Annotated in this window: 26 protein-coding genes; 20 read left to right on the top strand and 6 right to left on the bottom strand. The window is 34.5% G+C overall.

Annotated features, from left to right (window positions below; translation table 11 throughout):
• The first annotated feature begins 45 nt into the window (after positions 1-45).
• Both BTR34_RS07945 and BTR34_RS07940 read left to right on the top strand, forming a co-directional pair.
• Positions 46-1857 carry a sodium:solute symporter family protein gene (locus tag BTR34_RS07945; RefSeq protein ID WP_068485621.1) on the top strand — a complete coding sequence of 604 codons (1812 nt, stop codon included), beginning with the start codon at positions 46-48 and terminating at the stop codon, positions 1855-1857.
• 10 nt (positions 1858-1867) lie between these two features.
• A complete protein-coding gene (locus tag BTR34_RS07940; RefSeq protein WP_068485619.1) occupies positions 1868-2953 on the top strand; it encodes an acyltransferase family protein in 1086 nt (361 codons plus the stop codon).
• A 4-nt stretch (positions 2954-2957) separates the two neighbouring features.
• Here BTR34_RS07940 and BTR34_RS07935 read toward each other — a convergent pair whose 3' ends face one another.
• Complete coding sequence (locus BTR34_RS07935) at positions 2958-3767, bottom strand: alpha/beta hydrolase (RefSeq protein ID WP_068485617.1); 810 nt, start codon at positions 3765-3767, stop codon at positions 2958-2960.
• A 124-nt stretch (positions 3768-3891) separates the two neighbouring features.
• Here BTR34_RS07935 and BTR34_RS07930 point away from each other — a divergent pair, with 124 nt between their 5' ends.
• The 5 genes from BTR34_RS07930 (at position 3892) to BTR34_RS07910 (ending at position 9038) form a co-directional block, all read left to right on the top strand.
• Positions 3892-4605, top strand: coding sequence for an alpha/beta hydrolase-fold protein (locus BTR34_RS07930; protein ID WP_068485615.1), 714 nt, complete (start codon positions 3892-3894; stop codon positions 4603-4605).
• Between the two features lie 87 nt (positions 4606-4692).
• Positions 4693-5811, top strand: a complete 1119-nt coding sequence (locus BTR34_RS07925) for an ATP-grasp domain-containing protein (RefSeq protein WP_082960197.1) — start codon at positions 4693-4695, stop codon at positions 5809-5811.
• A gap of 41 nt (positions 5812-5852) precedes the next feature.
• Complete coding sequence (locus BTR34_RS07920) at positions 5853-6950, top strand: carboxylate-amine ligase (RefSeq protein ID WP_068485613.1); 1098 nt, start codon at positions 5853-5855, stop codon at positions 6948-6950.
• Positions 6951-7008: 58 nt separating this feature from the next.
• Positions 7009-7845, top strand: coding sequence for a type 1 glutamine amidotransferase (locus BTR34_RS07915; RefSeq protein WP_068485611.1), 837 nt, complete (start codon positions 7009-7011; stop codon positions 7843-7845).
• Positions 7842-9038, top strand: coding sequence for a hypothetical protein (locus BTR34_RS07910; RefSeq protein WP_068485609.1), 1197 nt, complete (start codon positions 7842-7844; stop codon positions 9036-9038). Before BTR34_RS07915 ends, BTR34_RS07910 begins: the two co-directional genes overlap by 4 nt.
• A 4-nt stretch (positions 9039-9042) precedes the next feature.
• Here the strand turns inward: BTR34_RS07910 and BTR34_RS07905 are convergent, their stop codons facing one another.
• Positions 9043-9375, bottom strand: coding sequence for a hypothetical protein (locus tag BTR34_RS07905; protein ID WP_068485607.1), 333 nt, complete (start codon positions 9373-9375; stop codon positions 9043-9045).
• 23 nt (positions 9376-9398) lie between these two features.
• Positions 9399-9986, bottom strand: a complete 588-nt coding sequence (locus BTR34_RS07900; RefSeq protein WP_068485605.1) for a riboflavin synthase — start codon at positions 9984-9986, stop codon at positions 9399-9401.
• Between the two features lie 143 nt (positions 9987-10129).
• On the opposite strand from BTR34_RS07900, the gene pdxA reads away from it, so the two are divergent.
• The 13 genes from pdxA (at position 10130) to BTR34_RS07835 (ending at position 22675) form a co-directional block, all read left to right on the top strand.
• Positions 10130-11182 (top strand): 4-hydroxythreonine-4-phosphate dehydrogenase PdxA, encoded by a 1053-nt coding sequence (gene pdxA, locus BTR34_RS07895; RefSeq protein ID WP_068485806.1) that lies wholly within the window; start codon positions 10130-10132, stop codon positions 11180-11182.
• Positions 11183-11303: 121 nt separating this feature from the next.
• Positions 11304-11834: a YceD family protein gene (locus BTR34_RS07890; RefSeq protein ID WP_068485603.1), complete on the top strand. Its 531-nt coding sequence runs from the start codon at positions 11304-11306 to the stop codon at positions 11832-11834.
• A 7-nt stretch (positions 11835-11841) separates the two neighbouring features.
• The gene (rpmF, locus tag BTR34_RS07885) at positions 11842-12039 is read left to right on the top strand and encodes a 50S ribosomal protein L32 (protein WP_068485602.1); all 198 of its coding nucleotides are present in this window, start codon (positions 11842-11844) and stop codon (positions 12037-12039) included.
• Positions 12040-12273: 234 nt separating this feature from the next.
• Positions 12274-13269: a beta-ketoacyl-ACP synthase III gene (locus BTR34_RS07880; protein WP_068485599.1), complete on the top strand. Its 996-nt coding sequence runs from the start codon at positions 12274-12276 to the stop codon at positions 13267-13269.
• A gap of 30 nt (positions 13270-13299) precedes the next feature.
• The gene (gene accB, locus BTR34_RS07875; protein ID WP_068485597.1) at positions 13300-13797 is read left to right on the top strand and encodes an acetyl-CoA carboxylase biotin carboxyl carrier protein; all 498 of its coding nucleotides are present in this window, start codon (positions 13300-13302) and stop codon (positions 13795-13797) included.
• A gap of 85 nt (positions 13798-13882) precedes the next feature.
• Positions 13883-15235, top strand: a complete 1353-nt coding sequence (gene accC / locus BTR34_RS07870; protein ID WP_068485595.1) for an acetyl-CoA carboxylase biotin carboxylase subunit — start codon at positions 13883-13885, stop codon at positions 15233-15235.
• A 130-nt stretch (positions 15236-15365) separates the two neighbouring features.
• A complete protein-coding gene (locus BTR34_RS07865; protein WP_082960196.1) occupies positions 15366-16331 on the top strand; it encodes a polysaccharide deacetylase family protein in 966 nt (321 codons plus the stop codon).
• Positions 16332-16360: 29 nt separating this feature from the next.
• Positions 16361-17476, top strand: coding sequence for an NAD(P)/FAD-dependent oxidoreductase (locus BTR34_RS07860; RefSeq protein WP_068485594.1), 1116 nt, complete (start codon positions 16361-16363; stop codon positions 17474-17476).
• Between the two features lie 167 nt (positions 17477-17643).
• Positions 17644-18255: a hypothetical protein gene (locus BTR34_RS07855; protein WP_068485592.1), complete on the top strand. Its 612-nt coding sequence runs from the start codon at positions 17644-17646 to the stop codon at positions 18253-18255.
• A complete protein-coding gene (locus BTR34_RS07850; protein ID WP_317039599.1) occupies positions 18242-18712 on the top strand; it encodes a 3-oxoacyl-ACP synthase in 471 nt (156 codons plus the stop codon). The genes BTR34_RS07855 and BTR34_RS07850 overlap by 14 nt, the downstream gene beginning before the upstream one ends.
• A 62-nt stretch (positions 18713-18774) precedes the next feature.
• Positions 18775-20496: an IlvD/Edd family dehydratase gene (locus tag BTR34_RS07845; protein WP_068485590.1), complete on the top strand. Its 1722-nt coding sequence runs from the start codon at positions 18775-18777 to the stop codon at positions 20494-20496.
• Between the two features lie 3 nt (positions 20497-20499).
• On the top strand, positions 20500-21828 hold the full coding sequence (locus BTR34_RS07840; RefSeq protein ID WP_068485588.1) for a GntP family permease: 1329 nt from the start codon (positions 20500-20502) through the stop codon (positions 21826-21828).
• 10 nt (positions 21829-21838) lie between these two features.
• On the top strand, positions 21839-22675 hold the full coding sequence (locus BTR34_RS07835) for a fumarylacetoacetate hydrolase family protein (protein WP_068485586.1): 837 nt from the start codon (positions 21839-21841) through the stop codon (positions 22673-22675).
• On the opposite strand, the gene arfB is transcribed toward BTR34_RS07835, so the two are convergent.
• From arfB to BTR34_RS07820, 3 genes are all read right to left on the bottom strand, one after another.
• Positions 22672-23073, bottom strand: a complete 402-nt coding sequence (gene arfB / locus BTR34_RS07830) for an alternative ribosome rescue aminoacyl-tRNA hydrolase ArfB (RefSeq protein WP_068485584.1) — start codon at positions 23071-23073, stop codon at positions 22672-22674. The two genes, BTR34_RS07835 and arfB, sit on opposite strands and share 4 nt — an antisense overlap.
• 261 nt (positions 23074-23334) lie before the next feature.
• Positions 23335-24330, bottom strand: a complete 996-nt coding sequence (locus BTR34_RS07825; RefSeq protein WP_068485582.1) for an ABC transporter ATP-binding protein — start codon at positions 24328-24330, stop codon at positions 23335-23337.
• Positions 24331-24416: 86 nt separating this feature from the next.
• Positions 24417-26573, bottom strand: a complete 2157-nt coding sequence (locus BTR34_RS07820) for a prolyl oligopeptidase family serine peptidase (RefSeq protein ID WP_068485580.1) — start codon at positions 26571-26573, stop codon at positions 24417-24419.
• Positions 26574-26637: the final 64 nt, after the last annotated feature.

Here is a 26637-nt window from a genome sequence, read left to right as displayed (position 1 = left end):
TGTCCGAAAATAATATATCTTTAACAATCAACCTAAAACCAACTTATGGAACTCAGTACACTTGACTATGGCTTTATCATAGTTTTCTTCTCGCTTGTCTTAGGCATTGGGGTATACGTATCAAAAAGCTCAGGTAAAGATACATCAGAATTTTTTCTTTCAGGGCGAACTATGCCTTGGTGGTTATTAGGGCTTTCTATGGTAGCGACAACATTTTCTACAGATACGCCTAATTTGGTAACAGATATTGTTCGTACTAACGGAGTTTCTGGAAACTGGGTTTGGTGGTGCTTCTTAATTACTGGAATGTTAACCGTTTTCGTTTATGCTAAATTATGGCGTAAGTCCAATGTAAATACTGATCTTGAGTTTTATGAAATGCGTTACGGTGGTAAGCCAGCTAGTTTTTTAAGAAAGTTTAGAGCAATATATTTAGGAGTAATTTTTAATGTTATAACCATGTCTGCCGTAACATTGGCAGCAATTAAAATTGGAAGTATAATGCTAGGGTTAGAGCCTTGGCAAACAGTGGTAAGTGCAGGTTTAATTACAGTGACATTTAGTGCACTGGGAGGTTTTAAAGGTGTTGTTTATACCGATTTTCTTTTGTTTTTTGTTGCAATGGCCGGTGCAATAGGCGCGGCATATTATCTTGTAAATATTCCAGAAGTTGGGGGTATAAAAGAATTAATGGCAAATGAAAACGTATCTGAAAAATTAAACATATTACCAGATTTCAGCAATAAAAAAGCTTTGATTACTTTATTCATAATTCCTTTGGCCGTTCAGTGGTGGAGTTCTTGGTACCCTGGTGCAGAACCAGGTGGTGGTGGTTATATAGCACAGCGTATGTTGGCGGCTAAAGACGCAAACCATGCAATTGGCGCTACCTTCTTTTTTAATATTATGCACTATGCACTACGTCCATGGCCGTGGATTTTGGTTGCATTGGCATCTATAGTTGTATATCCAGATTTAGCGAGTATACAAGAAGCTTTTCCAAATGTAACACCAGATAAACTAGGTCATGATTTGGCCTATTCAGCAATGTTGACAAAATTACCCAGTGGATTACTAGGTGTTGTTTTGGCTTCGCTTGTGGCTGCTTATATGAGTACAATTAGCACGCAATTAAACTGGGGCTCTTCCTATATTGTTTATGATTTTTACAAGCAACAAGTAAATCCAAACGCTTCAGAGAAAAGACTTGTTGCAGTGGGTAGAATATCAACCGTTGTTTTAATGGTCTTTAGTGCAGGGTTGGCATTATTACTTCAAAATGCATTACAATTATTTGATGTTTTGTTGGCCTTTGGAGCTGGCACTGGTCTTATTTTTATATTAAGGTGGTTTTGGTGGCGAATTAATGCCTGGAGTGAAATTACTGCTATGTTCGCTTCTGGTATTATTTCTATCATATTAAAATTAACCCCACTTGGGGCATTTCTTTTTGCAACGGACACTGGCATTTTACCAGATTGGTCCGAATATATTTTTATAGTGGTAGTAACTACGGCAATTTGGTTAATAGCTACATTTATGACGCAACCAGAATCTAAAGATACCTTACGAAGTTTTTACAAAAAAATACAGCCAGGTGGGCCGGGTTGGTCTAAAGTTGTAAGTGAAGCGAATAAAGATGCTGTAGAAATTGTCGAGGCAAAAGAAAAGTGGAGTGTTCCTGCAGGAATTTCTGCAATGCTTATTGGAGTGGTACTTATCTATTCTATCATGTTTGCAACGGGGTATTGGATATATGGTAGAACCACACAAGCTATTGTGCTAACCATTATTTCTATCATATCAGGAATATTGTTGATTAAAGCTTGGAACCGATTAAAAGGGAATATTCTATAGTTTTAGCAATATGAAAGATAGAATTTTATCGGTTGATATTTTTAGAGGAGCTACTATTTTGTTAATGGTACTGGTAAATACGCCAGGAACATGGTCCAATGTTTATGCGCCATTTCTGCATGCAGATTGGCATGGCTATACACCAACCGACCTAGTTTTTCCTTTCTTTCTCTTTATCGTAGGCACATCAATTGCATTCTCCTATAAAAATAGAACTGTAGATGCTAAAGCGTATAAAAAGATTGCCATTAGAGCATTAAAATTAATTGCACTTGGGTTATTTTTAGGAGCTTTTATAATACACTTTCCTTTCTTTAAAAATTTCAATGAGATACGTTTTCCTGGGGTATTACAACGAATAGGGGTTGTATTTTTCTTTGCTGCGTTATTATTTATAAATCTTGATTGGAAAAAGTTGATTTGGGCAACAGCAATATTATTAATCGGATATTGGCTATTGATGACATTTATACCTGTTGAAGGGGTAGCCTCTACTTTAGAAAGAGCACCAAATAATTTAGCCAATTGGGTAGATGTAAAAGTTTTTGGTTCACATAATTATAAAGCAGATTATGATCCAGAAGGTTTGTTAAGCACCATTCCCTCAATTGCAAGTTCTTTATTGGGTGTATTTACTGGTTTAATCCTTACTTCAAAACAAGAAAAGAAAACAAAAATATTAATAGGCCTGGGTGGTAGTCTCCTTATCATAGGTCATATTTGGGACATAATATTCCCAATCAATAAAGCTCTTTGGACAAGTAGTTTTGTATTAGTAACCGCAGGTTGGGCAAATCTTATTTTGGCGCTTATATATTACCTAACTGATGTTAAAAAAATTGAATTTGGCTCTATATTTAGATATGCCGGTGCCAATGCAATTGTTATCTATTTCTTATCAAGCTTTATTAGCAAAGTAATGGGCCAAATACAAATTGGCGATACTTCGTTACATGGGTGGTTATTTCATAGAATATATGTACATGATTTTATGGCATTGGAAACTTCTTCATTATTATATGGCTTAAGCGTTGTGTTGTTTTACAGTTTAGTGGGGTATTTTCTGTACAAGAAGAAAATATTTATAAAGGTATAAAGCCTTATTTAGCCATTGCCCAGGAAATAAACTTTGGAAAAACTTTCCCCCAAGTAGGCAAATCGTGTTTTCCACCTTCCACTTGAACGTAGGTAATATCGCCAGGGTAGGTGTATCCCTTAAGTGTCAGTTCATTAATAACCTCTAAAGTGTCATCAATAGCATCAATAATTCCATTATTATTTCTGTCCGCTGTTTCATCTTGAGATCCACATTCAAACCAAAATTTTAAATGAGGAGCATAAACACCTTTTTTTATCACTTCTAAAGCAATTCTACTCCGGTCTTTTAAATCATTCTTTATATATGCTTTTTTACGCCACCAGAAAGAGCCACTAAACACCCCAACTTTTCCAAATTTATCACTGTTATTAAATGCAATATCAAAGGCAGATAACCCACCTAGGGACATACCGCAGTATACCCATTCTTTAAAATCTTTAGAAGCTTTAAATTCTTTTTTTAGGAATGGAAGAAATTCATCTATAATGAACTTAGAGTATTTTAAGGCTTGGCCACCTCTTCCTTTAAAATCTGTGGTAGAAGCAGTTCCATATTCATGAATTCTATTTTCATTACACGAAAGACCAACATATATAAACGGCTTTGTCTCTTTTGAAGAAAAAGCTAATGATAAGATTTCGGATAAAAATAGTGCATCATAATCTTGTCCGTCATTCATTAATAATACAGGGAATTCTGTAGAAGATTTTAAATAATCTATAGGTGCAACAATGCGAAAAATAACCGAGCGATTTAGATTTTTGGAAAAATAACTTCCCTTTATAGTAATAGGTTCTATTTGAAATAGCATGAAAATTAAGAATAAGAATACAAGTTTAGGAATCCAAAAAAGATAATCTAAGGCAATTTTTAAAATAAATTACTTTTGCCGGTCTTAAAATGTTGATTATTAAACATTTTAATTATCTTAATACATGGCAAAAATAGAACACATTCAATATTATTCCAATATTCTTGGAAGAAATGTTAATTTAGAAATCACAGGTCACTGGGGACATCCTATTTTAATGTTTCCTTCTTCTGGTGGTCAGTATACACAGAATACAGAATTTGGTCTTCTTGGTTCAATAATGAGTTTTATTGATGAAGGTAAAGTAAAAATATATAATGTAGAGACCATTGATATGTTGTCATTTTATGATGACCACATGGATTCTGGCACTAAAATTCATAATTACGAATTGTACATGCAATTTTTAAAAAATGAATTAATACCTTATATCCAGCAAGAATGTAACACACATAGAATTGGTGTTGCTGGGGTTAGTTTTGGAGGCTATCATGCAGCTAACACCGCGTTTAGATTTCCAGATTTGATATCACATTATATAGGAATGAGCGCTGCATTTAACATACGGTCTATGGTGCCCATGTTAGATGATATGCGAATTTATTACAATTGTCCGGATGAATTTATGAGTCATGAAGAAGGTTGGAAATATGACCATATACAAATAGTTTTAGGCACGTCGGACTGGGATATTTGTTTGGATAAAAACAAACGCATGTCCAGCATTCTTAGGGAAAAAGGAATTGATCATTGGTATGATGAAAAGAAATGGATAGATCATGATTGGCCTTTGTGGAAAATGATGTTTCCTGAATATTTAGGGGCTTTCTTTAACTAAAAGAGCAACAAATAGGGACAATTGAAGCAAATTAGACCATTTTTTAATTGTAACTTAAAAAGAATATAAAATTTAAAATATACATAGATGATAAAAAAAGTAGGAATATTATTTGGTATGGAAGACACTTTTCCATGGGCATTTATTGATAAAGTAAATGAGTTGGGAAAAGGTGAAATTGTTGCAGAAGCTGTTCAAATAGATAAGGTGCAACAAGGTATAGATTATGGTTACAGTGTAATATTTGACCGTATTTCTCAAGAAGTGCCATTTTATCGAGCATATTTAAAAAATGCGTCATTAATGGGTACAGCTGTAATCAACAATCCATTTTGGTGGAGTGCCGATGAAAAATTTTTTAATAATTGTTTATCTATGGAAATTGGGATTCCAGTTCCAAAAACTGTTCTACTTCCATCTAATACCAGACCGGACAACACAAGTGAAACTTCATTTAGAAATTTAAAGGCCCCTTTAGACTGGGACTATATGTTGGATTATATTGGATTTCCAGCCTATATGAAACCACATGATGGTGGCGGATGGAAAAGTGTTTATCGTTTAGAAAATTCAGATGAGCTTTTTGCCGCACATAAAGAAACAGAGCAATTAGTGATGATGTTGCAAGAAGAAATTGTTTTCGACGATTATTTTCGGGTATATTGTTTAGGGCAGAAATATGTACATATAATGCCTTACGACCCAAGAAAACCTTTTCACGAGCGCTATGTAAGCGATATTAAGGCTACCGGCAATGAGCGTAAAAAATTATTAAAAACAGTTCACGATTACACACTAAGATTAAATCAAGCATTAGGCTACGATTTTAATACAGTAGAATTTGCAGTTCGTGACGGTGTTCCATACGCCATTGATTTTTGTAACCCAGCACCGGATGCTGATATACATTCTGTAGGACAAGAGAATTTTGATTGGATTGTAGAACACTCAGCTAAGTATGCTATTGAAAAGGCAAAAGCCCATAAACCTAACCAGAATAACACTTCTTGGGGTGGTTTCGTAAGAAATTGTATTACTCCTTTAAAGTCTAAAACGAGTAAGGTAAATCTTAAAACGGCATCAGAAGCTAAGAAAACAGCAGTAAAGAAAGTAGTTAAAAAGGCCGTTGCCAAAAGTATCACTGCTAAAACAGCGGTTAAAAAAGCATCTGTTAAAACGAAACCTACAGCTAAACCTAAGAAGTAAAAAGAGGGAAATACTTATATTAAAGAAACAACATTTACTATATGCATAAATTTACTTTAGGAATTGAAGAAGAATTTCAAATTTTAGAGAGTGATACGTATGAACTACGTTCACAAATGTCTAAGATCATTGATGATGGAAAGGTATTACTTCAAGAACGTATAAAGGAAGAAATGCACCAGTCCATGGTAGAAATGGGCACTAATATTTGTGAAAATATTCATCAGGTTAGAGATGAGGTTTCTTATTTAAGGCAACAGGTAATTAAACTGGCCGATGATGAAGGGCTAAAAGTTGCAGCAGCTGGTACACACCCAATTTGTGAGTGGAATAAACAATTAATTACGGCTAATCCAAGATATGAAGCCATTATCCACGAAATGGCAGATGTGGCTCGCGGAAATCTAATTTTTGGCATGCATGTTCATGTGGGTATACCAAGTAGAGAAGAAGGGTTGGAAATTTTGAATACAGTTCGTTATTTCTTGCCGCATTTGTATGCATTGTCTACGAACTCACCTTTTTGGGAAGGGCGTAACACAGGTTTTAAATCGTATAGAAGTAAAGTATTTGATAAGTTTCCAAGAACGGGTATTCCTCCTTTCTTTTCTACTGTAGCAGAATACGATAAATTTGTTGACATTTTAGTTAAGACAAATTGTTTAGATAATAGTAAAAAGATATGGTGGGACATAAGATTACATCCTTTTTACCCGACTATAGAGTTTAGAATATGCGATGTGGTAATGACCGTTGATGAGGTGACGTGTATTGCTGCCTTAATGCAGTGTTTGGTTGCTAAGTTGTATAAATTAAATCGTAAAAACCAGACCTTTAAAAACTATAGACGTTTATTGTTAAGTGAAAATAAATGGCGTGCTGCGCGATGGGGGATAGATTCTAAATTAATTGATTTCGGTAAAGAAGAAGAGGTGCCATTCGCAAAATTAATGAATGAATTATTAGAGTTTATTGATGATGTCGTGGACGATTTAGGATGCCGTACAGAAGTAAACTACGTGTATCAAATTCTAGAATCGGGAACAGGGGCAGATAGGCAATTAAAAGTTTATGATGAAACAGGCGACTTAACCCAGGTTACCAAATACATTGTTTCACAGACTAAAAAAGGGCTTTAGTCGTTTTTATATAATCATTTCGATATCGATTCGTTTTATAAAGAATTAGGAAAAGGATATGAACAGTAATTATAAGATAGCGGTGTTAGATATGAATGCTGGGCGGCCAAATGAAGGCATGCGCTGTATTACTACGCTAGTGGGTGAGTTTTTAACTCAAGAAGATATAAAAGGAACGTATGATGTTTTTGAGGTAAGAATTGATCAAGAATTACCGGATTTAAATTCATATGATATTTTTATATCCTCTGGAGGACCAGGTTCTCCTCTAAAAACCGGGGCCGAATGGGAGCAAAAATATTTTTCTTTTTTGGATGCCATTTTATATCATAATTTATCAAATTCAGTAAAGAAGCACGTTTTTCTTATTTGTCATTCCTTTCAATTGGCCTGTCTACATTGGGATGTGGCAAGAGTCACTAAAAGACGATCAACATCTTTTGGTATATTCCCCATTTATAAAACAAAAAGTGGCGAACAAGAAGTGTTGTTTAAAGATTTAAACGACCCTTTTTATGCGGTAGACTCAAGAGATTACCAGGTAGTAGGGCCTAAAGAGTGGAAACTAGACACCTTAGACGGCAAGGTGCTATGTAGAGAAAAAATTAGACCAAATGTACCTTTGGAACGTGCGGTAATGGCAATTCGTTTTTCTAATGAAATCTTCGGAGTTCAATTTCATCCAGAAGCAGATGCAGAGGGAATGTCACATTATTTTGGTAAACCAGAAAAAAGAGCACAAATAGTTAAGAGACATGGCAAGAAAAAATATCTTGAAATGATAACACAGCTCGATGACAAATCTAAAATTTGGAAAACGAATAGAACATTAATACCTACTTTTCTAAAATTGGCCGCAGAGGCCATAGAAAGCCAAAAATTACAAACTGTATGATACCAAAAATAAGGGATGAATTTAATGCTACTTTTAAGGAATCCTATTATAAGAATTTATTGAATCATATAGAAAGTACTTTTAACGAGCCAAGTGCATTTAGAATATCTGAAACTCCGGTTTTTATAAGTAAAGCAATTAAAGAAGAAGTGGAGAATGCTTGTAATTCTATTATTTCTCAATTATGGAATATTGATTTTACTGAAATTCGCAGAAAATTTATTCCGGCAGAACTTCAATCCCCTGTGCCAATGGGGAATCCTCATTTTTTGGCAATAGATTTTGGCCTATGTGAAGATGGTAATGGAGGTGTTATGCCACAATTAATTGAGCTACAAGCATTTCCTACCCTATTTTTTTATCAACCTTTTTTGGGGGAAGCATTTTTAAAATGTTATCCAAACCTACCAAAAGAAGGTTTTGATTATTATTTAGGAGGATTAAATAAAGAAAGTTATACCAAAAAGGTAAAGGATATTATTTTAGGTGATGAAAAACCAGAAAATGTAATTTTACTAGAACTCTTTCCCGAAAAGCAGAAAACACGCATCGATTTTTGGGCCACTCAAAACGCAATTGGCATTGATGTGGTCTGTATGACTAAAGTGATAAAAGAGGGCAAAAAATTGTTCTATATAAAAGAGGGCAATAAGACCCCAATACATAGAATTTATAATAGGGTTATTTATGACGAGTTGGAACGTATCCAAGATTTGAAAATTAATTTTAATTTGAACGATGATTTAGATGTAGAATGGATTACCCATCCAGATTGGTTTTTTATGATATCTAAATGTATAATGCCTCTCTTAGAGCATAAAAATATTCCTAAATCGTATTATTTAACCGATTTCCCGTCAGATTTAGACTTAAACCAATATGTTTTAAAACCTTTATTTTCATTTGCCGGACAAGGGGTCGATTTGTACCCAAAACAAGAAACCATTAATGACATTACGGATAAACAGAATTATATTTTACAACAAAAAGTGCAGTATGCGCCATTAATAAAGACGAGTACTGCTAAAAATTCTAAAGTAGAATTACGAATGTTATTTGTGTGGGACGATAATACAAACAAATTGGAACCAGTAATTAACCTTACACGTATGAGCAAAGGAGAGATGATAAATGTATCACACCAAGTAAATGAAACATGGATAGGGTCTTCAATAAGTTTCTTTGAACAATAACAAATTAACGTTGCCAAATATCCTCAATAAATTCTGCTTGTGTTGTGCCTTCAGGACATAGGGAAAAGCCAACAACACCCATGGATGCATAGGTGCAGATTTCTTCACAATTTTCGTTCAAAATAATTCCTCCTTTGTCGTTTGTAGCCCAGTATTGTGTAGAACCATCTATTGCACGATATTTACTTATTTTAGTGTAGAGATTTTCATCAGAATTCATCATAGTCTCTTCTGCGTATGTATTAAGACACTCAGGTTTCAAATCATTTGTTGAATTATCAGAAGTACATGCACTAAAAAAGAAAATAAATAGTATTTCTAAAATAAACTCTTTCATTCTTTAGGTTTAACCTTTTAAAGTTATCTTAAAGAAATTAATTTTGCAACATATTTACCAATAACATCGAACTCTAAATTTACAATAGTTCCTACTTTATAGGTGTTAAATCGTGTATGTTCGTAGGTAAAAGGAATAATTGCCACATCAAAGCTATTTTTTTCAGAATTGACGACCGTTAAACTTGTACCATCTATAGTAATAGAGCCTTTTTCAATAGTAGGGTTTCCAGTTGCTGCATCATAGGTAAATGAGAAAATCCAACTACCATTATCTTCTCTCACACTAGTACATTCTCCGGTTTGATCTACATGACCCTGAACAATATGTCCGTCTAACCTTGAGCCTAAAATCATTGCACGTTCTAAATTAACAGAATCATTTGTTTTTAAGCGTCCTAAGTTGGTTTTATTCAAGGTTTCTGCAATTGCTGTCACGGTATAGGTTGTGTCAGTTAAGCTTACAACAGTTAAGCAAACGCCGTTATGAGCAACACTTTGGTCAATTTTAAGCTCCGATGTTAAGCTAGATTCTATTGTAATATCTAAGTTACCGCCTATAGCCTCAATAGAGGAAACCTTGCCTAATGTTTCAATAATTCCCGTAAACATGTGTCGTTTAATTTAAGTAATTTTGTTCTTCAATATAGGTTTCCTAATGTTTAAATTAGGATGACCACCTAGCCACTCCTTTTAGGAGAGGACTAAACCTTTTTTTTATGGTTTTGGGTGGCGCTACAAAGGTACAGATTATCATGGAGGAAAATAGGAAAATAAGGTTAGGCATCTCAATAGGAGACTTAAACGGAATAGGTTGTGAAGTGGCATTAAAAACATTTGAAGATAGTAGAATGTTAGATTTTTGCACGCCTGTTATTTTTGCGTCAAATAAGACTATTTCTTATCAAATGAAGGAGTTGAATATGAGTATTGTTTTTAATGGCGTACCTACGGCATCAAAAGCAATTGACAATAAACTCAACATTGTAAATGTATGGAAAGAAGTGCCAAGAATTAATTTTGGTGAAGCAACTGAGGAAGGTGGTAAATATGCATTAAAGTCTTTAAAAGCAGCAGTTGATTCATTAAAAAAGGGAGAAATAGATGTTTTGGTCACAGCGCCTATTAATAAAAACAATATTCAGTCAGAAGAATTTAAATTCCCTGGTCATACAGATTTTTTGGCGCAAGAACTGCAAGGAGAGAGTTTAATGTTCATGGTTACTGAATCTTTAAAAGTAGGTTTATTAACAGACCATGTTGCAGTTAAAGATGTGTCTGCAGCCATAATCCCAAGATTAATTCGTGATAAAATCAATACTATAGAAAAATCACTTATGATGGATTTCGGTATTCGTAAACCAAAAATTGCGTTATTAGGTATTAATCCGCACAGTGGTGATAATGGTGTTATTGGCAAAGAAGACGATGAAGTTTTAAAACCAGTAATACAAGAAATGTCGAATATGGGACATTTAGTGTATGGACCTTATTCTGCCGATAGTTTTTTTGGGTCTGACGGGTATAAAAAATTTGACGCAATATTAGCGGCTTATCACGATCAAGGTTTAATTCCTTTTAAGACTATTTCCTTTGGCCAAGGTGTTAACTATACTGCAGGTTTAGATAAGGTAAGAACTTCGCCAGATCACGGAACTGCATATGAAATTGCAGGTAAAGGAGTTGCAGATGAAAGTTCTTTCAAAGAAGCAGTTTTTATGGCATTAAAGATTTTTAAGAATAGAACCGAGTATCAAGAGCTAACAAAAGACATATTAAAAAAGCAGCGTTTAAAGAGAGAACGTTAATTTTTAGACAACAAAAAAGTTATAAAGATAAATAGTTGATAACTATTGTCTTTTATTAAAATAATAGTATCTTTGCACCCGCCTTTTGTGGGCGAATAGTGTTAATTTAAGTGTGTACGTGATGAAGCAAAAGGAGTTCAACATTCCTTTCTCAGGATTGAAGCAAGGAAAACACAACTTTGATTACCAGATTGACAATACGTTCTTTGATTCTTTTGGATATGATGAATTTAACGACGCCAACATCAAATTAGATGTTGTACTTCACAAAACAAGTACAATGATGGAGGTTAGTTTAATGGCATCAGGAACAATAAATGTTGATTGTGACATTACCAGCGAACCATATGATCAAGCTATTAGCGGCGATTTACATTTGGTGGTAAAGTTTGGTGAAGAGTATAATGATGAGAATGATGAAATATTAATTCTTCCTCATAACGAACACCAATTGAACATTGCCCAATACGTGTATGAAATGCTAGTATTGGCAGTTCCACAAAAAAGAATTCATCCTGGTATTGAAGATGGCACTTTAAAGTCTGAAGTGTTAGACAGGTTAAAGGAGCTTCAACCAAAAGAGAAAAAATCGAATAAAGAAGAAAACGATCCCCGTTGGGATGAATTAAAGAAACTATTAACGGATAAATAAGGTTTAAATGGCACATCCTAAAAGAAAAATTTCCAAAACAAGGAGAGACAAGAGAAGAACACATTACAAGGCAGTAGCACCTACATTGGCTAAGGATTCCTCAACAGGAGAAATGCACTTATTCCATAGAGCTCACTGGCACGAAGGTAAATTACATTATAGAGGTCAAGTTTTAGTTGATAAGACTGAAGAAGCAGAAGCGTAAGACCTTTTAAAATTATAACAAGCTCCCACTTCGTTTAGAAGTAGGGAGTTTTTTTTAGCCCAATTTGTTTGATTGTTCGTTATTACTACGGTGATAGTGGAGCGTTATACTTTTTATTAAACAAATGGAAATTTTCAAAAACCAGATAACTTTAAAGGAAAAGTCGTTGAAAATCACTAATTTTCATGACTTTTGACTCGTTTTTTAAGTTTTTTACAAGAAAGCAAATAAAGTATGACCAAAATTACAGCAGCTATAACCGCGGTAGGAGGCTATGTTCCCCAATTTGTAATGACGAATAAAATGCTTGAGGATTTGGTGGATACCAATGACGAATGGATTACCACAAGAACTGGTATAAAGGAAAGAAGAGTATTAAAAAAGGAAGAAGGCGAAGGAACATCATATTTAGCAATAAAAGCAGCACAAGACCTTATGACCAAGAAAGGTCTTGATCCATTAGAAATAGACTTGGTAATTGTTGCAACGGCCACTCCAGATAGTATGGTGGCTTCTACAGCTGCATTTGTAGCTTCAGAAATTGGAGCAGTAAATGCTTTTGCTTATGATTTGTTGGCTGCATGTTCAAGTTTTCTTTTTGGAATGTCTACTGTTGCAGGTCATATAGAAACTGGCAGATATAAAAAAGTGTTATTAATAGGCGCTGATAAAATGTCTTCAATTATAGATTATACAGATCGTACTACCTGTATTATTTTTGGTGATGGAGCTGGAGCAGTGCTATTTGAACCAAATAATGAGGGCTTAGGTTTACAAGATGAATATTTAAGAGCTGATGGTAGTGGAAGACAATTTTTAGGAATGGAAGGTGGGGGCTCAATTATGCCGGCCACAATTGAAAGTGTTACAAATAAAAAGCATTTTATTTTTCAAGAAGGTAAAACGGTTTTTAAGTTTGCTGTTTCTAATATGGCAGATGTAGCAGCTAAAATTATGACTAGAAATGAACTTTCTGAAAAAGATGTTGATTGGCTAGTGCCACATCAAGCAAATAAGCGTATTATCGATGCTACTGCTAAAAGAATGGGAGTAGACGATTCTAAGGTTTTGATGAATATACAGCGTTATGGAAACACTACGTCGGGGACATTACCACTATTATTATTCGATTACGAAAAACAGCTTAAAAAAGGAGATAACCTTGTATTTGCAGCCTTCGGTGGAGGGTTTACCTGGGGTTCTATATATTTAAAATGGGCTTATAACTAACAACAACTACCACTTATAACTAAAAGAAATATGGATATTAAAGAAATTCAAAGCCTCATCAAGTTTGTTGCCAAATCTGGTGCGAGCGAGGTAAAATTGGAGACGGATGATATAAAAATTACCATCCGTACTGGAAGCTTGAGTACAGGAAATTCAGAACCAACCTATGTGCATACTATGCCAATGGCTCAACAAGCTATGCCGGCCGCTGCTCCTGTTCATACAGAACAACAAGTTGCCGCTAGCGCTACTTCTGAGGCAGACAAAAAGAAGGCAGAAAATGACAAATACATTACAATAAAGTCACCTATTATTGGTACTTTCTACAGAAAACCTTCTCCGGATAAACCTGTTTTTGTAGAGGTTGGCGATACCATTGGAAGCGGAGATGTTCTTTGTGTTATTGAAGCAATGAAATTGTTTAATGATATTGAATCTGAAGTTTCTGGAACAATAGTTAAAATATTGGTAGATGATTCTTCACCAGTAGAGTTTGATCAACCATTATTTTTGGTTGACCCTTCTTAACTAAATTTTGAGTAGTAATTGTTAGATGCTATTTTTTTAATGGCATGTAAGAATGATGTTGAACCAAGAACTTAAAATTTAAAAGATGTTTAAAAAAATACTGATTGCAAATAGAGGTGAAATCGCTTTACGTGTTATTCGAACCTGTAAAGAAATGGGTATTAAAACCGTTGCTGTTTATAGTAAGGCAGATGAGGAAAGCTTACATGTGCGTTTTGCAGATGAAGCTGTATGTATTGGGCCTGCAGCCAGTAGCGAGTCTTATCTAAAAATACCAAATATAATTGCAGCTGCGGAAATCACAAATGCAGATGCTATTCACCCAGGTTATGGTTTTCTATCGGAAAACTCAAAATTCTCACGAATATGTGCTGAGCACGATATAAAGTTCATTGGAGCCTCTGGTGATCAAATAGACAAAATGGGAGATAAGGCGACTGCCAAAGAAACCATGAAAGAAGCTGGCGTGCCATGTGTGCCAGGTTCAGAGGGGCTATTAAAAAATGTTGAAGATGCAAAAAAGGTAGCCAAAAAAATGGGCTATCCGGTTATGATCAAAGCTACTGCCGGTGGTGGTGGTAAAGGAATGCGCGCTGTAATGTCTGAGGACAAAATGGAAGACCTTTTTAGCAGTGCTGTAAATGAGGCTACCGCTGCTTTTGGAAATGGGGGTATGTACATGGAAAAACTTATTGAAGAGCCACGACACATTGAAATTCAAATTGTTGGTGATCAATATGGCAAAGCATGTCACTTATCTGAGAGGGACTGTTCTATACAGCGTCGCCATCAAAAATTAACAGAGGAAACTCCGTCACCTTTCATGACAGATAAGTTAAGAGAGGCCATGGGAGAGGCTGCTGTTAGAGCTGCAGAATACATAAAATATGAAGGTGCTGGTACAATAGAATTTTTGGTAGATAAGCACCGTAAGTTCTATTTTATGGAGATGAATACCCGTATTCAGGTAGAGCACCCGATTACAGAGCAAGTAATAGATTACGATTTAATTCGTGAGCAGATTTTAGTAGCTGCCGGAGTTCCAATTTCTGGAAAAAATTATCTACCTAAATTACATTCTATTGAATGTAGAATTAATGCAGAAGATCCTTATAATAACTTTAGACCATCACCAGGTAAAATAACCACGTTACATACACCAGGTGGCCATGGAATTCGTATGGATACGCATGTATATAGTGGATACAGCATTCCACCAAATTACGATTCTATGATAGCTAAGTTGATTACTACGGCCCAAACTAGGGAAGAGGCTATTAACAAGATGAAGCGAGCGCTAGATGAATTTGTAATTGAAGGTATTAAAACGACAATTCCATTTCATAGGCAATTAATGGATCATCCAGATTATTTAGCAGGTAATTATACTACAGCCTTTATGAATGATTGGAAAATGGATCCACCTAAAGAAGAATAATAAAAAACTCCAACAGCTATGTTGGAGTTTTTTTTATACCTATCCATTGCCTGTTAACACTGCTTTTGTTACGTTCTTTAAGTATCTTTAGTTTATCCGGCTTTTTTAAATAATTAGATACAATTTCATAATGAGAATTTTATCAATAATGTTACTACTATTTCTAATTGGGTGCAAAGAGAAATCCTCAGAGAAATCACAAGAAACAAAAGACGCCTCAGAAGAAATACTAAACGTTAAACCTATAGTTAGTTTTACGTTCGATGATGGAATTACCAATGAATTAGCTGGTTTCGAATTTAAAGATTGGAATAGAATGATATTGTCTCACTTAGACAATAATAAGGTAAAAGCCACTTTTTTCGTTACTGGTAGAAATAAGACGGATGAAATGGGTCAATTTTTACTCAGTACTTGGAATGATAAAGGACATAACATAGCAAATCATTCTTTTACGCATCCTAACTTCAATTCTGATAAAAATAATTTTGAATTATTTGAAAATGAATTGAATAAAACACATAACATCATTTCAAAATTTAGCAATAGTGTTTCTTTGTTTAGGTTTCCATATTTAAAAGAGGGTTCAAATAAATTTAAGGTCGACAGTATTAGAAATGTTCTTAAAAAGCATAATTATAAGAATGGATATGTTACCATTGATGCCTCAGATTGGTATATTAATCAACGCTTAATCAACCGCATTAATTCTGTTGGTATAGAAAATACAGAAACAGAAAAGTTTAAATCTTTTTACATTCAACATTTGTTAGATAGGGCCAATTATTACGAAAGATTATCATACAAGATTAATAATAGACATATCAGTCACACTCTTTTACTTCATCATAATTTAACATCGGCACTATTTTTAGGAGATTTAATTAAGGAGTTCAAGGAAAAAGGATGGGTAGTAATTGATTCCGAAAAGGCATATAAAGACAAAGTTTTTGATAATGTACCTAAATCAGAATTTGCAGGAGAAAGTCTAATTTGGTCTTTGGCGAAAGAATCTGGTAAATATGAAGAGCTACTTAGATACCCCGCTGAAGATAGTAGGTATGAAAAAGATAAAATGGATTCTCTTGGGCTATAGAACGATCTTAAGGATAAAATACGATTAATATGAACCTTAGTTATTGGGAACAGACATCTTGGTTTTCGAATATAGACTTTACAATCGTTGGTAGTGGTATTGTAGGCCTAAACTGTGCATTAGAATTAAGGTACAAATATCCAAAGGCACGCATTCTTGTTTTAGAAAAGGGAATTTTGCCACAAGGAGCAAGTACCAAAAATGCCGGCTTTGCTTGTTTTGGTAGTATATCTGAAATTTTATCGGACCTAAAAACACATTCAGAACAAGAGGTTATTGACTTGGTTAGAGATAGATATAATGGTATAAAATCCCTACGAAATTTATTAGGTGATTCCGCTATTGGATATGAAAAGAATGGTGGTCATGAATTGTTTTTAAATAAGGACGATGAGTTATTTGAATATTGTAGCGATAATATTGGAAAGATAAATCAGCTGTTAGAACCAGTTTTTAAAAAGAACGCTTTTGTACTAACTAGCAACAGTTTTAATTTTAAACAGGTAAATAGTAATTATATTTCTCAAGTTTTTGAAGGGCAGATACATACAGGTGAAATGATGAAATCACTTTTACAGTTGGCATTACAAAAAGGCATTGTTATTTTAAATGCTACTGCAGTGGATTCTTTTGAAGATATAGGGAATAAGGTGAGTATAAAAGCTAAGGAATTTGAATTTTTTAGCAATAAATTGTTAGTAGCTACTAATGGCTTTGCTTCACAATTATTACCTGAAAATGTTAAGCCAGCAAGAGCTCAAGTACTCATAACTAAACCAATTCAAGGGCTTAAAGTAAAAGGGACTTTTCATTTAGATGAGGGCTATTATTATTTTCGAAATATTGATAATCGTATTTTATTAGGAGGTGGTAGAAACTTGGATTTTAATACAGAGGAAACGGTAAAATTTGGGAATACGGCATTAATAACAAATAAATTAGAAGAGCTTTTAAGAAAGGTTATTTTACCAAATACAGAATTTGAAATTGACTATGGTTGGAGCGGAATTATGGGAGTGGGACAGCAAAAGAAACCAATTTTAAAACAGCTTAGCCATAATGTTGCTTGTGGAGTACGATTGGGAGGTATGGGTATTGCCATTGGATCAACCATAGGTAAGAAATTGGCAAACATATTTAGTTAGGTTTTGTTCATTTTATCCTATTTTTTTTAATCTTATCCGATAGTAAACAATTGTCATTTTATTATTTTTATATTCACCTCCCCTTTTGTCTATTTACATCCTACTTTATTTTTTAATTGCTGTCACAATCAGCATTTAAGAGTGCTATGTTGTAGCTTAAATAGTATATGAAAAAATTTATAGAACAGTTCAGCTTACCACAATATCAAATTATTTTTTTAGTTCTTTTTCTTACAGGTTGTGGCGCATCACAAACCAATTATCAAAGGGAGTATACAAAAGTTTGGAAAGAACATATTAAAAGCCAGGCATGGAAAGAGTCTTTAATAGCAAATAATTCTGATTCTAACACTGAATTATATGTAAGTAATGAAAATGTTGTAACTCTTGCAGAAGAGAAAAATATTGTTGTTGGATTTGAAGACAAATATCAAAGTTTAGTGTCTAAGGCGTATTATAAAATTATCACAGAAGCAGAAAAAGCAGATATGACAGTAACTGCGGAGTATCAAAAGATACAGAATAAACAATCGACATTAAAGTCAGATAAAAAAAGGACTATAGAAATAACAAAGCGATATGAGGCGCATAAAGCCATGTTAAGTGGCTTAAAATCTTGGAATATATTTAGCGAAAATCGTTCAGGAGATTTAGAATACTTTAAAGCTGAAAACGAGGCGGAAATTCTAAAAATGCTACAATCTGGCGAAAATGATAATCAAATCGTAAATTACCTCATTTATAAATTAGCAGATTTGTACCACGTTGAAGGAAATTGAAGAACTTAAGATTTTAAAAGATAAGGCATATGATTATTGTGTATGCTATGTAAGCGAACGATTAAAGAGAATACAACATCAAATAAATGAACTCGAAACTGCCTTAACTTCTGAAACAAAGAGTAGTGCTGGTGATAAACATGAAACAGGCCGAGCTATGATTCAATTAGAGCGAGAAAAACTTGGACAACAATTATCAGAATTAGAGAAAACCCAACAATTACTTTCTAAGGTACCAAGGAATAAAGCTTTCCAAGCCGTTGGTTTAGGGAGTTTAGTAGTAACCGATTTTTATATATATTTCATTTCTATATCCTCAGGAGAATTCAAATACAATTCAAAATCTATTTATTGTATTTCAGCCGGTACCCCAATTGGCAAATTAGTTTTTGGAAAGTCCGAAGGCGATATTTTTCATTTTAACAATAAACCTATAAAAATTCTAACAATTCACTAATATTTCATTTAATTAATATGAGTATCTTCAATTAGGCAATAATTTTATTACCTAATTGTTTTATGGATAAGAAAAAGAAATTACGAAGTAGTGAGTGGTTTGGTGGTAATGATAAAATGGGTTTTGTACACAGGTCGTGGTTAAGAAACCAAGGCTACCCAGATGACTATTTTGAAGGTAAACCCGTAATTGGAATCTGTAATACTTGGTCAGAGCTAACACCGTGTAATGGTCATCTTCGGGATTTTGCCGAGGTTGTAAAAAGAGGAATTTTAGAAGCAGGAGGGTTTCCTTTGGAGTTTCCCGTAATGTCTTTAGGAGAGACTATTATGAAGCCCACTACCATGCTATTTAGAAATCTGGCTAGCATGGATACCGAAGAATCTATTCGTGCCAATCCGCTAGACGGCGTAGTTCTATTGACAGGCTGTGATAAAACAACACCTTCAACCATAATGGGTGCTTGCAGTGTTGATTTGCCTACCATAGTTGTTCCTGGAGGACCCATGTTAAGTGGTCGTTTTAGAGGTGAGAAGATAGGCTCAGGTTCCATGAACTGGATGATTAAAGAGCGACAAGAGATAGGAGGATATTCTGCAGATGATATTAAAGAAGCAGAAGTCTGCGTTGCTCGTAGCATTGGCCATTGCAATACAATGGGTACAGCATCAACAATGGCAACTATGTGTGAAGCATTGGGCTTAACACTACCAGGCTTTTCTTCGATACCTGCAGTTGATTCCAGAAAAAAATTATTCGCGCAATTATCTGGTAGGCGAATAGTAGAAATGGTGAAAGAAGATTTAACCCTTTCGAAAATACTAACAAGAAAAGCTTTCGAAAATTCTATAATCACAAACGCCGCAGTTGGGGGGTCAACAAATCTTATTATTCACTTAACTGCGATTGCAGGAAGAATTGGAGTCGATTTAAAATTAGAGGATTTTGATTATATAGGTAGTAAAGTGCCATTACTTGTAAATTTAAAACCATCCGGAAAATATTTAATGGAAGATTTCTTTTATGCCGGTGGTTTACCTGTGGTTATGAAAGAATTAAAACCAATGCTGCGTAAAGGTGCCATAACTGTAAATGGTAAGAATATTACTGATAATTATGAGAATGAGGTCTGTTATGATCGCGATGTCATATCCTCTTTAGAGACTCCTTTTCAAAAAGAATCTGGGATTGCAGTTTTAAAAGGAAATCTTTGTGAAAATGGTGCGGTAATTAAACCATCTGCCGCGACACCGAGATTAATGAAGCATAGGGGTGAGGCTGTTGTTTTTGAGAGTATGGAAGATTACCATGAACGAATAGATAACCCTGATTTAGTAATAGATGAGAATAGCGTTATAGTGCTTAAAGGAGTAGGGCCAAAAGGTTATCCAGGAATGCCCGAAGTAGGTAATGTAGATTTACCCAAAAAATTATTAGCGAAAGGTATTACGGATATTGTTCGTATATCAGATGGTAGAATGAGTGGTACAGCTGCAGGAACGGTTGTTCTGCATGTTTCACCAGAATCTACAATTGGAGGTACATTGGCATTAGTGCAGAATGGCGATATGATTGAGTTGGATGTTGTAAACCGTTCATTACATCTGGACGTTGATTTAGAAGAACTTTTAAAGAGAAAAAGGGAATGGGTTACTCCTGAACCTTTAGCAAAACGCGGTTATGTTAAAATGTATATTAATCATGTGCAACAAGCCGATAAAGGTGCAGATTTAGACTTTCTTGTTGGTGGGTCAGGATCAAAAGTAGAACGTGATTTACATTAAAATATGGAAATTTTTTACCTTCTTTTAGCAGTTATTGCAATTATTATTTTAACAACGAAGCTTAAAATACATGCTTTCTTAGCACTTTTTATTATTTCCATTTTATACGGAATTTTTGCTGGCATGCCTTATAACGAAATAATAATATCTATAAATGAAGGATTTGGAGGCACCTTAGGAAAGATAGGACTAATTATAGTATTAGGCGTAATTATCGGTGCTTTTCTTGAAAATACGGGGGGTGCGTTTGCCATAGCAGAAAAGGTATTGAAAATTATAGGACGTAAACGGGTGCCAACAGCAATGGGTATTATTGGCTATATCGTATCTATACCTGTTTTTGCTGACAGTGGTTTTATGTTACTTCACCCTTTAAATAAAAGTTTGTCTAAGAAAGCAAAAATCTCTATTGCAGGACCGGCAATAGCATTGGGTTTGGGCTTAATGGCTTCACATACCATGGTTCCTCCAACGCCGGGACCAATAGCCGCAGCAGGCATTTTAGAGGCGGATTTGGGGTTGGTTATAGCTTTTGGGTTTCCTACAAGTATAGTGGCCTTGGTAGTAGGTATCCTATTCGCTAAAAAATACGCATCTAAAACTTATATTGAGCCAGAAGTTGAAGATGCAATGGAAGCGGAAAAAGAAATTAAAGATTCTCCAAGTGCGCTAAAATCATCGATACCAATTCTTATTCCTATTTTACTTATTGTTTTAAAATCCATACTTAATCCTACTAAAACTGGATTAGATAATGGTTTTATTGATTTTTTCAATTTTGTTGGGGAGCCTGTAATATCATTATTAATAGGTATATTTCTTTGCCTACTATTACCTAAGAAGCTAAACTACGACATGCTTTCTTCTTCAGGTTGGGTTGGTAAGGCAATAAAAGATGCTGCTTCTATAATTTTAATTACTGGTGCGGGGGGTATATTTGGAAAAATACTTCAGAATTCAGGTATTGCCAATATTTTAGGGCAAACCTTAACGGAATATAATATGGGCATTTTCTTGCCATTTGTATTGGCAGCAGCACTAAAAACTGCACAAGGTTCATCTACAGTAGCCTTAGTAACAACGGCTTCTATTATAATGCCAATGATGTCATCATTAGGTTTTGATTCTGAAATTCAAAAAGCTTTAGTTGTTATTGTCATTGGAGCAGGATCAGCCGTAGTATCACATGCAAATGACAGTTTCTTTTGGGTAGTTACACAAATGAGCGGAATGAACGTAAATACCGGTTATCGTTTATTTAGTATAGGCAGCGGATTACTTGGCTTAACGGGAGCAATTGCAGTATTTATTTTTTACACCATCTTCACATAACATATTTAAAATGAAAATATATAATACCCATAGCGGAATATTAGTAGAACACGAAGCAAAATTTTATTTGCTGCCTCATGATAATTGGGATGAATTTATTAATGATGATGACATCATTAAAAATACCAAGACTAAACTAACTAAGGAGAAGAGTATAAAAGATGCAGCTTCTATTATAGAAAACGGGGTAAAAGCGCCAGTTCAAAGCCAAGAAATTTGGGCAAGTGGTGTTACTTATTACAACAGTAAATTAGGTAGGGAAGAAGAATCAAAAGAAGCTGGCGGCAGTAGTTTTTATGCAAGAGTGTATGAGGCTGACCGACCAGAGTTGTTTTTTAAGGCAACTCCACAAAGAACGGTAGGGCAAGGCGGAGTAGTTCGAATTCGAAAAGATTCTACCTGGAATGTGCCCGAGCCAGAATTGACTTTAGTAATAACCTCATCTGGTAAAATTGTTGGCTACACCATTGGTAATGATATGAGTTCTAGGAGTATAGAAGGTGAAAATCCTTTGTACTTACCACAAGCTAAAACATATGATGGTTGTGCAGCTATAGGGCCATGTGTTTTGTTGATAGACGGTCCTTTGCCAAACGAAACTAAAATAAGATTGGTCATTAAACGAAAAGGGGTCACGGTATTCGATAAAAATATTGGTATTGACCAAATTAAACGCAAGTTTGGCGATTTAGTAGAATACTTATATAGAGAATGTACTTTCCCTAATGGTAGTCTACTAATGACGGGTACTGGTATTATACCTCCTGGTGACTTCACCTTAAGTATGGGGGACGAAATAGAAATCTCAATTGAGGGTATAGGAACCCTAAAAAGCACGGTAGGCTAATAATCTGGTTTACCTCTATTCACTTTTTTCAAAGAAGCAATTTTCTTACTCTTCAACCTCTTTTCAATAGATGATCGGGTAGGTTTACTTTTCTTTCTAATTTTTGGTATTACAAGTGCTTTTTCTAGAAGTTTAAAGAATCTTTTTATAACCAATTCTTTGTTTTTGTGCTGACTACGAGACTCATCACATTGTAAAATTAATAGGCCTTCTTTGCTTAGCTTATTTCCTAGTTTTAACAGCGCTCTTTTCTTCTGGCGTTCTGTAAGTCCGTCTGTAGATTCGATATGGAAAGACAATTCTACTTTAGAAGAAACCTTATTTGCATGTTGACCGCCAGGACCACTACTTCTAATGGCTTTGAATTGTAACTCGGTAAGTATCTGTTCTTGGTTCAAAACAATATTTTATCAAATGTAATCAAAACAAATATTTCTATTTTTCAGTGAAAAATAGAAACAGAAGTATAATTTAAAAATGTTAGCATATTGTCTATAATATTGATAAAAGTATCATTCTAAAAATGATAATAGTTAGCACAAAACGTGTTTTGATTATTGTATTTGTTTATAAATTAAATGCTTTGACGAGGTTTGTTGAAAATTAGTTTACTTGAAATGAAATATGCGATAAAAACTTGAAATTAAGTGTTATAGGTTTTAGTCATTAGCTGTTGTAGCTTCTTGTATGCGTTGATTTATAGTCTCGATAGCTACATTTAAAAAGACCTCTTTTCCTGTTGGAAACAAACTGTCAGCATTAAAAAAGATAGTTTCATTTTCTAAACTTTTACTTTCAGTTAAATAATGACTCCCCATAGGATAGGCTTTTTTTACAGTAACTTTTAGACCAGAAGTTGTAGATACTCGAAACTCATGAGCATAAACTATAATTTTTCTTTTGGTATTTGCATAGGTTTTAAGTACATCAATAGAAATGATACTGGCCTCTCCAAAAAGAGAAGCAACATATAAATTTCTTGGGTTACGATAAAGGTCTAAAGGTCTTGCTCTTGCAATTATTTCTTTGTCTCTAATAACAACAGCGCGATCAGCAAAAGGCAATACATCGTTAACATCATGTGTGGCTACAATGACCGTTGTTCTACTTTCTTTTAAATAGTTGAAAATATTTCGGCGTAAACTACTTTTAAGAAAATTGTCAATATGGCCAAAAGGTTCATCGAGTAATAAAACTTCTGGTTTTTGAGCTAATACTCTTGCAAGAGCAACACGTTGTTGCTGCCCTCCGCTGAGTGTTTTTACTTTTTTATCAGCAAATTCTGTAAGCTCTATCATTTCTAATAGCTCTTGGGTTCTTTCTTTAAGCTGGTCTGGATAAAAAACGGAAAGGTACTGGCTAATGTTTTCTGAAACGGAAATAAAGGGCATTAAGTCGAAGTCCTGTGATAGATATTTCATAAATGGTGCTCCTGGAACCAAATTATATGCAGGACCTAAAATTTGTTCATCTTCCCAAAATATTTCGCCTTGTTCCACATCCATTAGTCCATATATAAGTTTAAGTAAGGTGCTTTTACCACAACCACTTTCACCTATAATTGCAATATTTTCCCCTTGTTGAATACGAAGGTTGATGTTCTCCAAAACTTGTAGGTTGTCATAGGCAAAAGAAAGATTTTCTACTCTTAACATTAATATTTTCTTTGAGGTTCAAAATTGAAAAAATCCGTTCATATTTGGAACGGATTTTTCAATAAATTATTGATTACAAGTCGTGATTACTCTTTAAAATCTTTAAGAACACTTTTGTTTGGCAACTCGGTATATCCCATATTAAAAAGTGTAAATCCGAAAATATCGGCATATTGTTCTATAGTTTTACTGACGGGTGTACCTGCACCATGACCTGCGTTAGTTTCTATTCTAATTAATGTAGGGTTGTCGCCTTCTTGTTTTTCTTGTAATTCGGCAGCAAACTTAAAACTATGCGCTGGCACCACTCTATCATCATGGTCCCCGGTTGTAACTAAGGTAGCTGGGTAAACGGTTCCTGGTTTTACATTGTGAACAGGCGAATACCCTTTAAGGTATTGAAACATTTCCTTAGAATCTTCAGCAGTACCATAATCATAAGCCCATCCGGCACCAGCAGTAAAGGTATGATACCGTAACATATCCATTACGCCAACTGCAGGCAATGCCACTTGCATTAAATCAGGTCTTTGCGTCATTGTTGCGCCTACTAAGAGCCCGCCATTAGAACCACCTCTAATAGCAAGGTATTCTTTAGAGGTATATTTATTGGCAATTAAATACTCTGCAGCCGCAATAAAATCATCGAATACATTTTGTTTTTTGGTTTTAATTCCTGCATCATGCCATTTTTTACCATATTCTCCACCACCACGTAAATTAGGTACAGCATATATGCCACCTTGTTCCATCCAAACGGCATTACCAATACTAAATGACGGAGTTAAGCTTACATTAAATCCACCATAGGCGTAAAGAATTGTTGGGTTCTTTCCATCTAATGGCGTACCTTTTTTATAGGTAATAATCATTGGTATTTTGGTGCCATCTTTAGAATCATAGAAAACCTGTTCAGAAGTATAATCGTCTGGATTAAAATCTATTTCAGGTTTCCAATATAGTTTGTATTCACCATTTTCAACATTAAATTTATAGGTAGATCCTGGTGTATTATAATTAGTAAATGAGAAGTAAAATTCTTTTTCCTCTTTCTCTCCTCCAAAACCACTGGCAGATCCTAGGCCAGGAAGCTTTACTTCGCGAATAAGGTTACCTTCATAGTCGTATTGAAATACTTTCGAAATGGCATCTACCATATATTCCGTAAAAAAATACCCGCCACCGGTATTAGGACTTAAAACATTTTCAGTTTCGGAAATAAAGTCTACCCAGTTTTCAGACGAAGGGTTTTTGGCATCTACAGTAACTATTTTTTTGTTAGGAGCATTTCTGTTGGTCACGATAAAAAGCTTAGACCCTACGTTATCTATAATATAGTTATCAGAATCCGTATCTTCTACCATAGGAATAAGCAAACCATTAGGGTCTTCTAGGTCTTGAATAAATAATTTATTTCCTGATGTGGATGTTGATGCGCTTATGGTTAAGTACTTATTGTCTTCGGTAACATTTGCCCCAATATATCTATGCTTTTCTAACGAATTACCGCCAAATATAAGTTCATCTTCTCTTTGAGGAGTTCCTAATTTATGGTAATATACTTTATGCTGGTCAGTTTTTGCGGATAACTCACTCCCTTTTGGCTTGTCATAACTAGAATAATAAAAACCTTCATTACCTTTCCATGATAAACCACTGAATTTTATGTCAATTAAAGTATCTTCCATAACTTCTTTAGTTTCGGCATCCAAAACAATTGCTTTTCGCCAATCGCTACCACCTTCAGATATTAAATAGGCTGCTAAGGCACCATCTTTTGTGAAACTTAATCCGGCTAAGGAGGTGGTACCATCTTCAGAAAATGTATTTGGGTCTAAAAACACCTCAGGCTTTTCTTCATCTTTTGCTCTATAAATAACATACTGGTTTTGTAAACCGTCATTTTTATAATAGTAAGTGTAATCACCTTTTTTAAAGGGGGAGCCTAGCTTTTCATAATTCCAGAGTTTTTCTAATCTATTTTTGATATCATTTCTAAAGGGAATGTTCTCTAAGTAACCAAAAGTTGTCTTGTTCTGTTCCTTTACCCAAGCTTCGGTTTCTGGACTTCTATCATCTTCTAACCAACGATAAGGGTCTTTAACTGGGTTCCCAAAATAAGTATCTATGGTATCAACTTTTGCAGTAATAGGGTATTTCACAAGAATAGGGTCTATTTTAGATTCGTTTTTACAGGAAGAAATTAAGGTTATTAAAAATAACGCTGGGAATATTTTTTTCATTGGTAGTAGAGTTTCTACTAAAGTACCATAAAAAAACCTTCAAAACAGGGTTGTTTTGAAGGTT

The sequence above is a fragment of the Maribacter hydrothermalis genome, from assembly GCF_001913155.1.
In the GTDB taxonomy this organism is placed as follows: Bacteria; Bacteroidota; Bacteroidia; order Flavobacteriales; family Flavobacteriaceae; genus Maribacter; species Maribacter hydrothermalis.
Note: the sequence above shows the minus strand (reverse complement) of the source record. Positions and strands in the feature narration are given on the sequence as shown.

Bases quoted from the DNA above. Each gene is read 5' to 3' on its own strand.
- BTR34_RS07905 (WP_068485607.1), bottom strand. From the start codon at position 9,375: ATGAAAGAGTTTATTTTAGAAATACTATTTATTTTCTTTTTTAGTGCA.
- BTR34_RS07880 (WP_068485599.1), top strand. From the start codon at position 12,274: ATGACCAAAATTACAGCAGCTATAACCGCGGTAGGAGGCTATGTTCCC.
- BTR34_RS07840 (WP_068485588.1), top strand. From the start codon at position 20,500: ATGGAAATTTTTTACCTTCTTTTAGCAGTTATTGCAATTATTATTTTA.
- BTR34_RS07855 (WP_068485592.1), top strand. From the start codon at position 17,644: ATGAAAAAATTTATAGAACAGTTCAGCTTACCACAATATCAAATTATT.
- BTR34_RS07920 (WP_068485613.1), top strand. From the start codon at position 5,853: ATGCATAAATTTACTTTAGGAATTGAAGAAGAATTTCAAATTTTAGAG.
- BTR34_RS07940 (WP_068485619.1), top strand. From the start codon at position 1,868: ATGAAAGATAGAATTTTATCGGTTGATATTTTTAGAGGAGCTACTATT.
- BTR34_RS07935 (WP_068485617.1), bottom strand. From the start codon at position 3,767: ATGCTATTTCAAATAGAACCTATTACTATAAAGGGAAGTTATTTTTCC.
- BTR34_RS07915 (WP_068485611.1), top strand. From the start codon at position 7,009: ATGAACAGTAATTATAAGATAGCGGTGTTAGATATGAATGCTGGGCGG.
- BTR34_RS07865 (WP_082960196.1), top strand. From the start codon at position 15,366: ATGAGAATTTTATCAATAATGTTACTACTATTTCTAATTGGGTGCAAA.
- BTR34_RS07835 (WP_068485586.1), top strand. From the start codon at position 21,839: ATGAAAATATATAATACCCATAGCGGAATATTAGTAGAACACGAAGCA.
- BTR34_RS07930 (WP_068485615.1), top strand. From the start codon at position 3,892: ATGGCAAAAATAGAACACATTCAATATTATTCCAATATTCTTGGAAGA.
- BTR34_RS07820 (WP_068485580.1), bottom strand. From the start codon at position 26,573: ATGAAAAAAATATTCCCAGCGTTATTTTTAATAACCTTAATTTCTTCC.
- BTR34_RS07860 (WP_068485594.1), top strand. From the start codon at position 16,361: ATGAACCTTAGTTATTGGGAACAGACATCTTGGTTTTCGAATATAGAC.
- pdxA (WP_068485806.1), top strand. From the start codon at position 10,130: ATGGAGGAAAATAGGAAAATAAGGTTAGGCATCTCAATAGGAGACTTA.
- rpmF (WP_068485602.1), top strand. From the start codon at position 11,842: ATGGCACATCCTAAAAGAAAAATTTCCAAAACAAGGAGAGACAAGAGA.
- BTR34_RS07900 (WP_068485605.1), bottom strand. From the start codon at position 9,986: ATGTTTACGGGAATTATTGAAACATTAGGCAAGGTTTCCTCTATTGAG.
- BTR34_RS07890 (WP_068485603.1), top strand. From the start codon at position 11,304: ATGAAGCAAAAGGAGTTCAACATTCCTTTCTCAGGATTGAAGCAAGGA.
- BTR34_RS07945 (WP_068485621.1), top strand. From the start codon at position 46: ATGGAACTCAGTACACTTGACTATGGCTTTATCATAGTTTTCTTCTCG.
- accC (WP_068485595.1), top strand. From the start codon at position 13,883: ATGTTTAAAAAAATACTGATTGCAAATAGAGGTGAAATCGCTTTACGT.
- BTR34_RS07825 (WP_068485582.1), bottom strand. From the start codon at position 24,330: ATGTTAAGAGTAGAAAATCTTTCTTTTGCCTATGACAACCTACAAGTT.
- BTR34_RS07910 (WP_068485609.1), top strand. From the start codon at position 7,842: ATGATACCAAAAATAAGGGATGAATTTAATGCTACTTTTAAGGAATCC.
- BTR34_RS07925 (WP_082960197.1), top strand. From the start codon at position 4,693: ATGATAAAAAAAGTAGGAATATTATTTGGTATGGAAGACACTTTTCCA.
- accB (WP_068485597.1), top strand. From the start codon at position 13,300: ATGGATATTAAAGAAATTCAAAGCCTCATCAAGTTTGTTGCCAAATCT.
- BTR34_RS07845 (WP_068485590.1), top strand. From the start codon at position 18,775: ATGGATAAGAAAAAGAAATTACGAAGTAGTGAGTGGTTTGGTGGTAAT.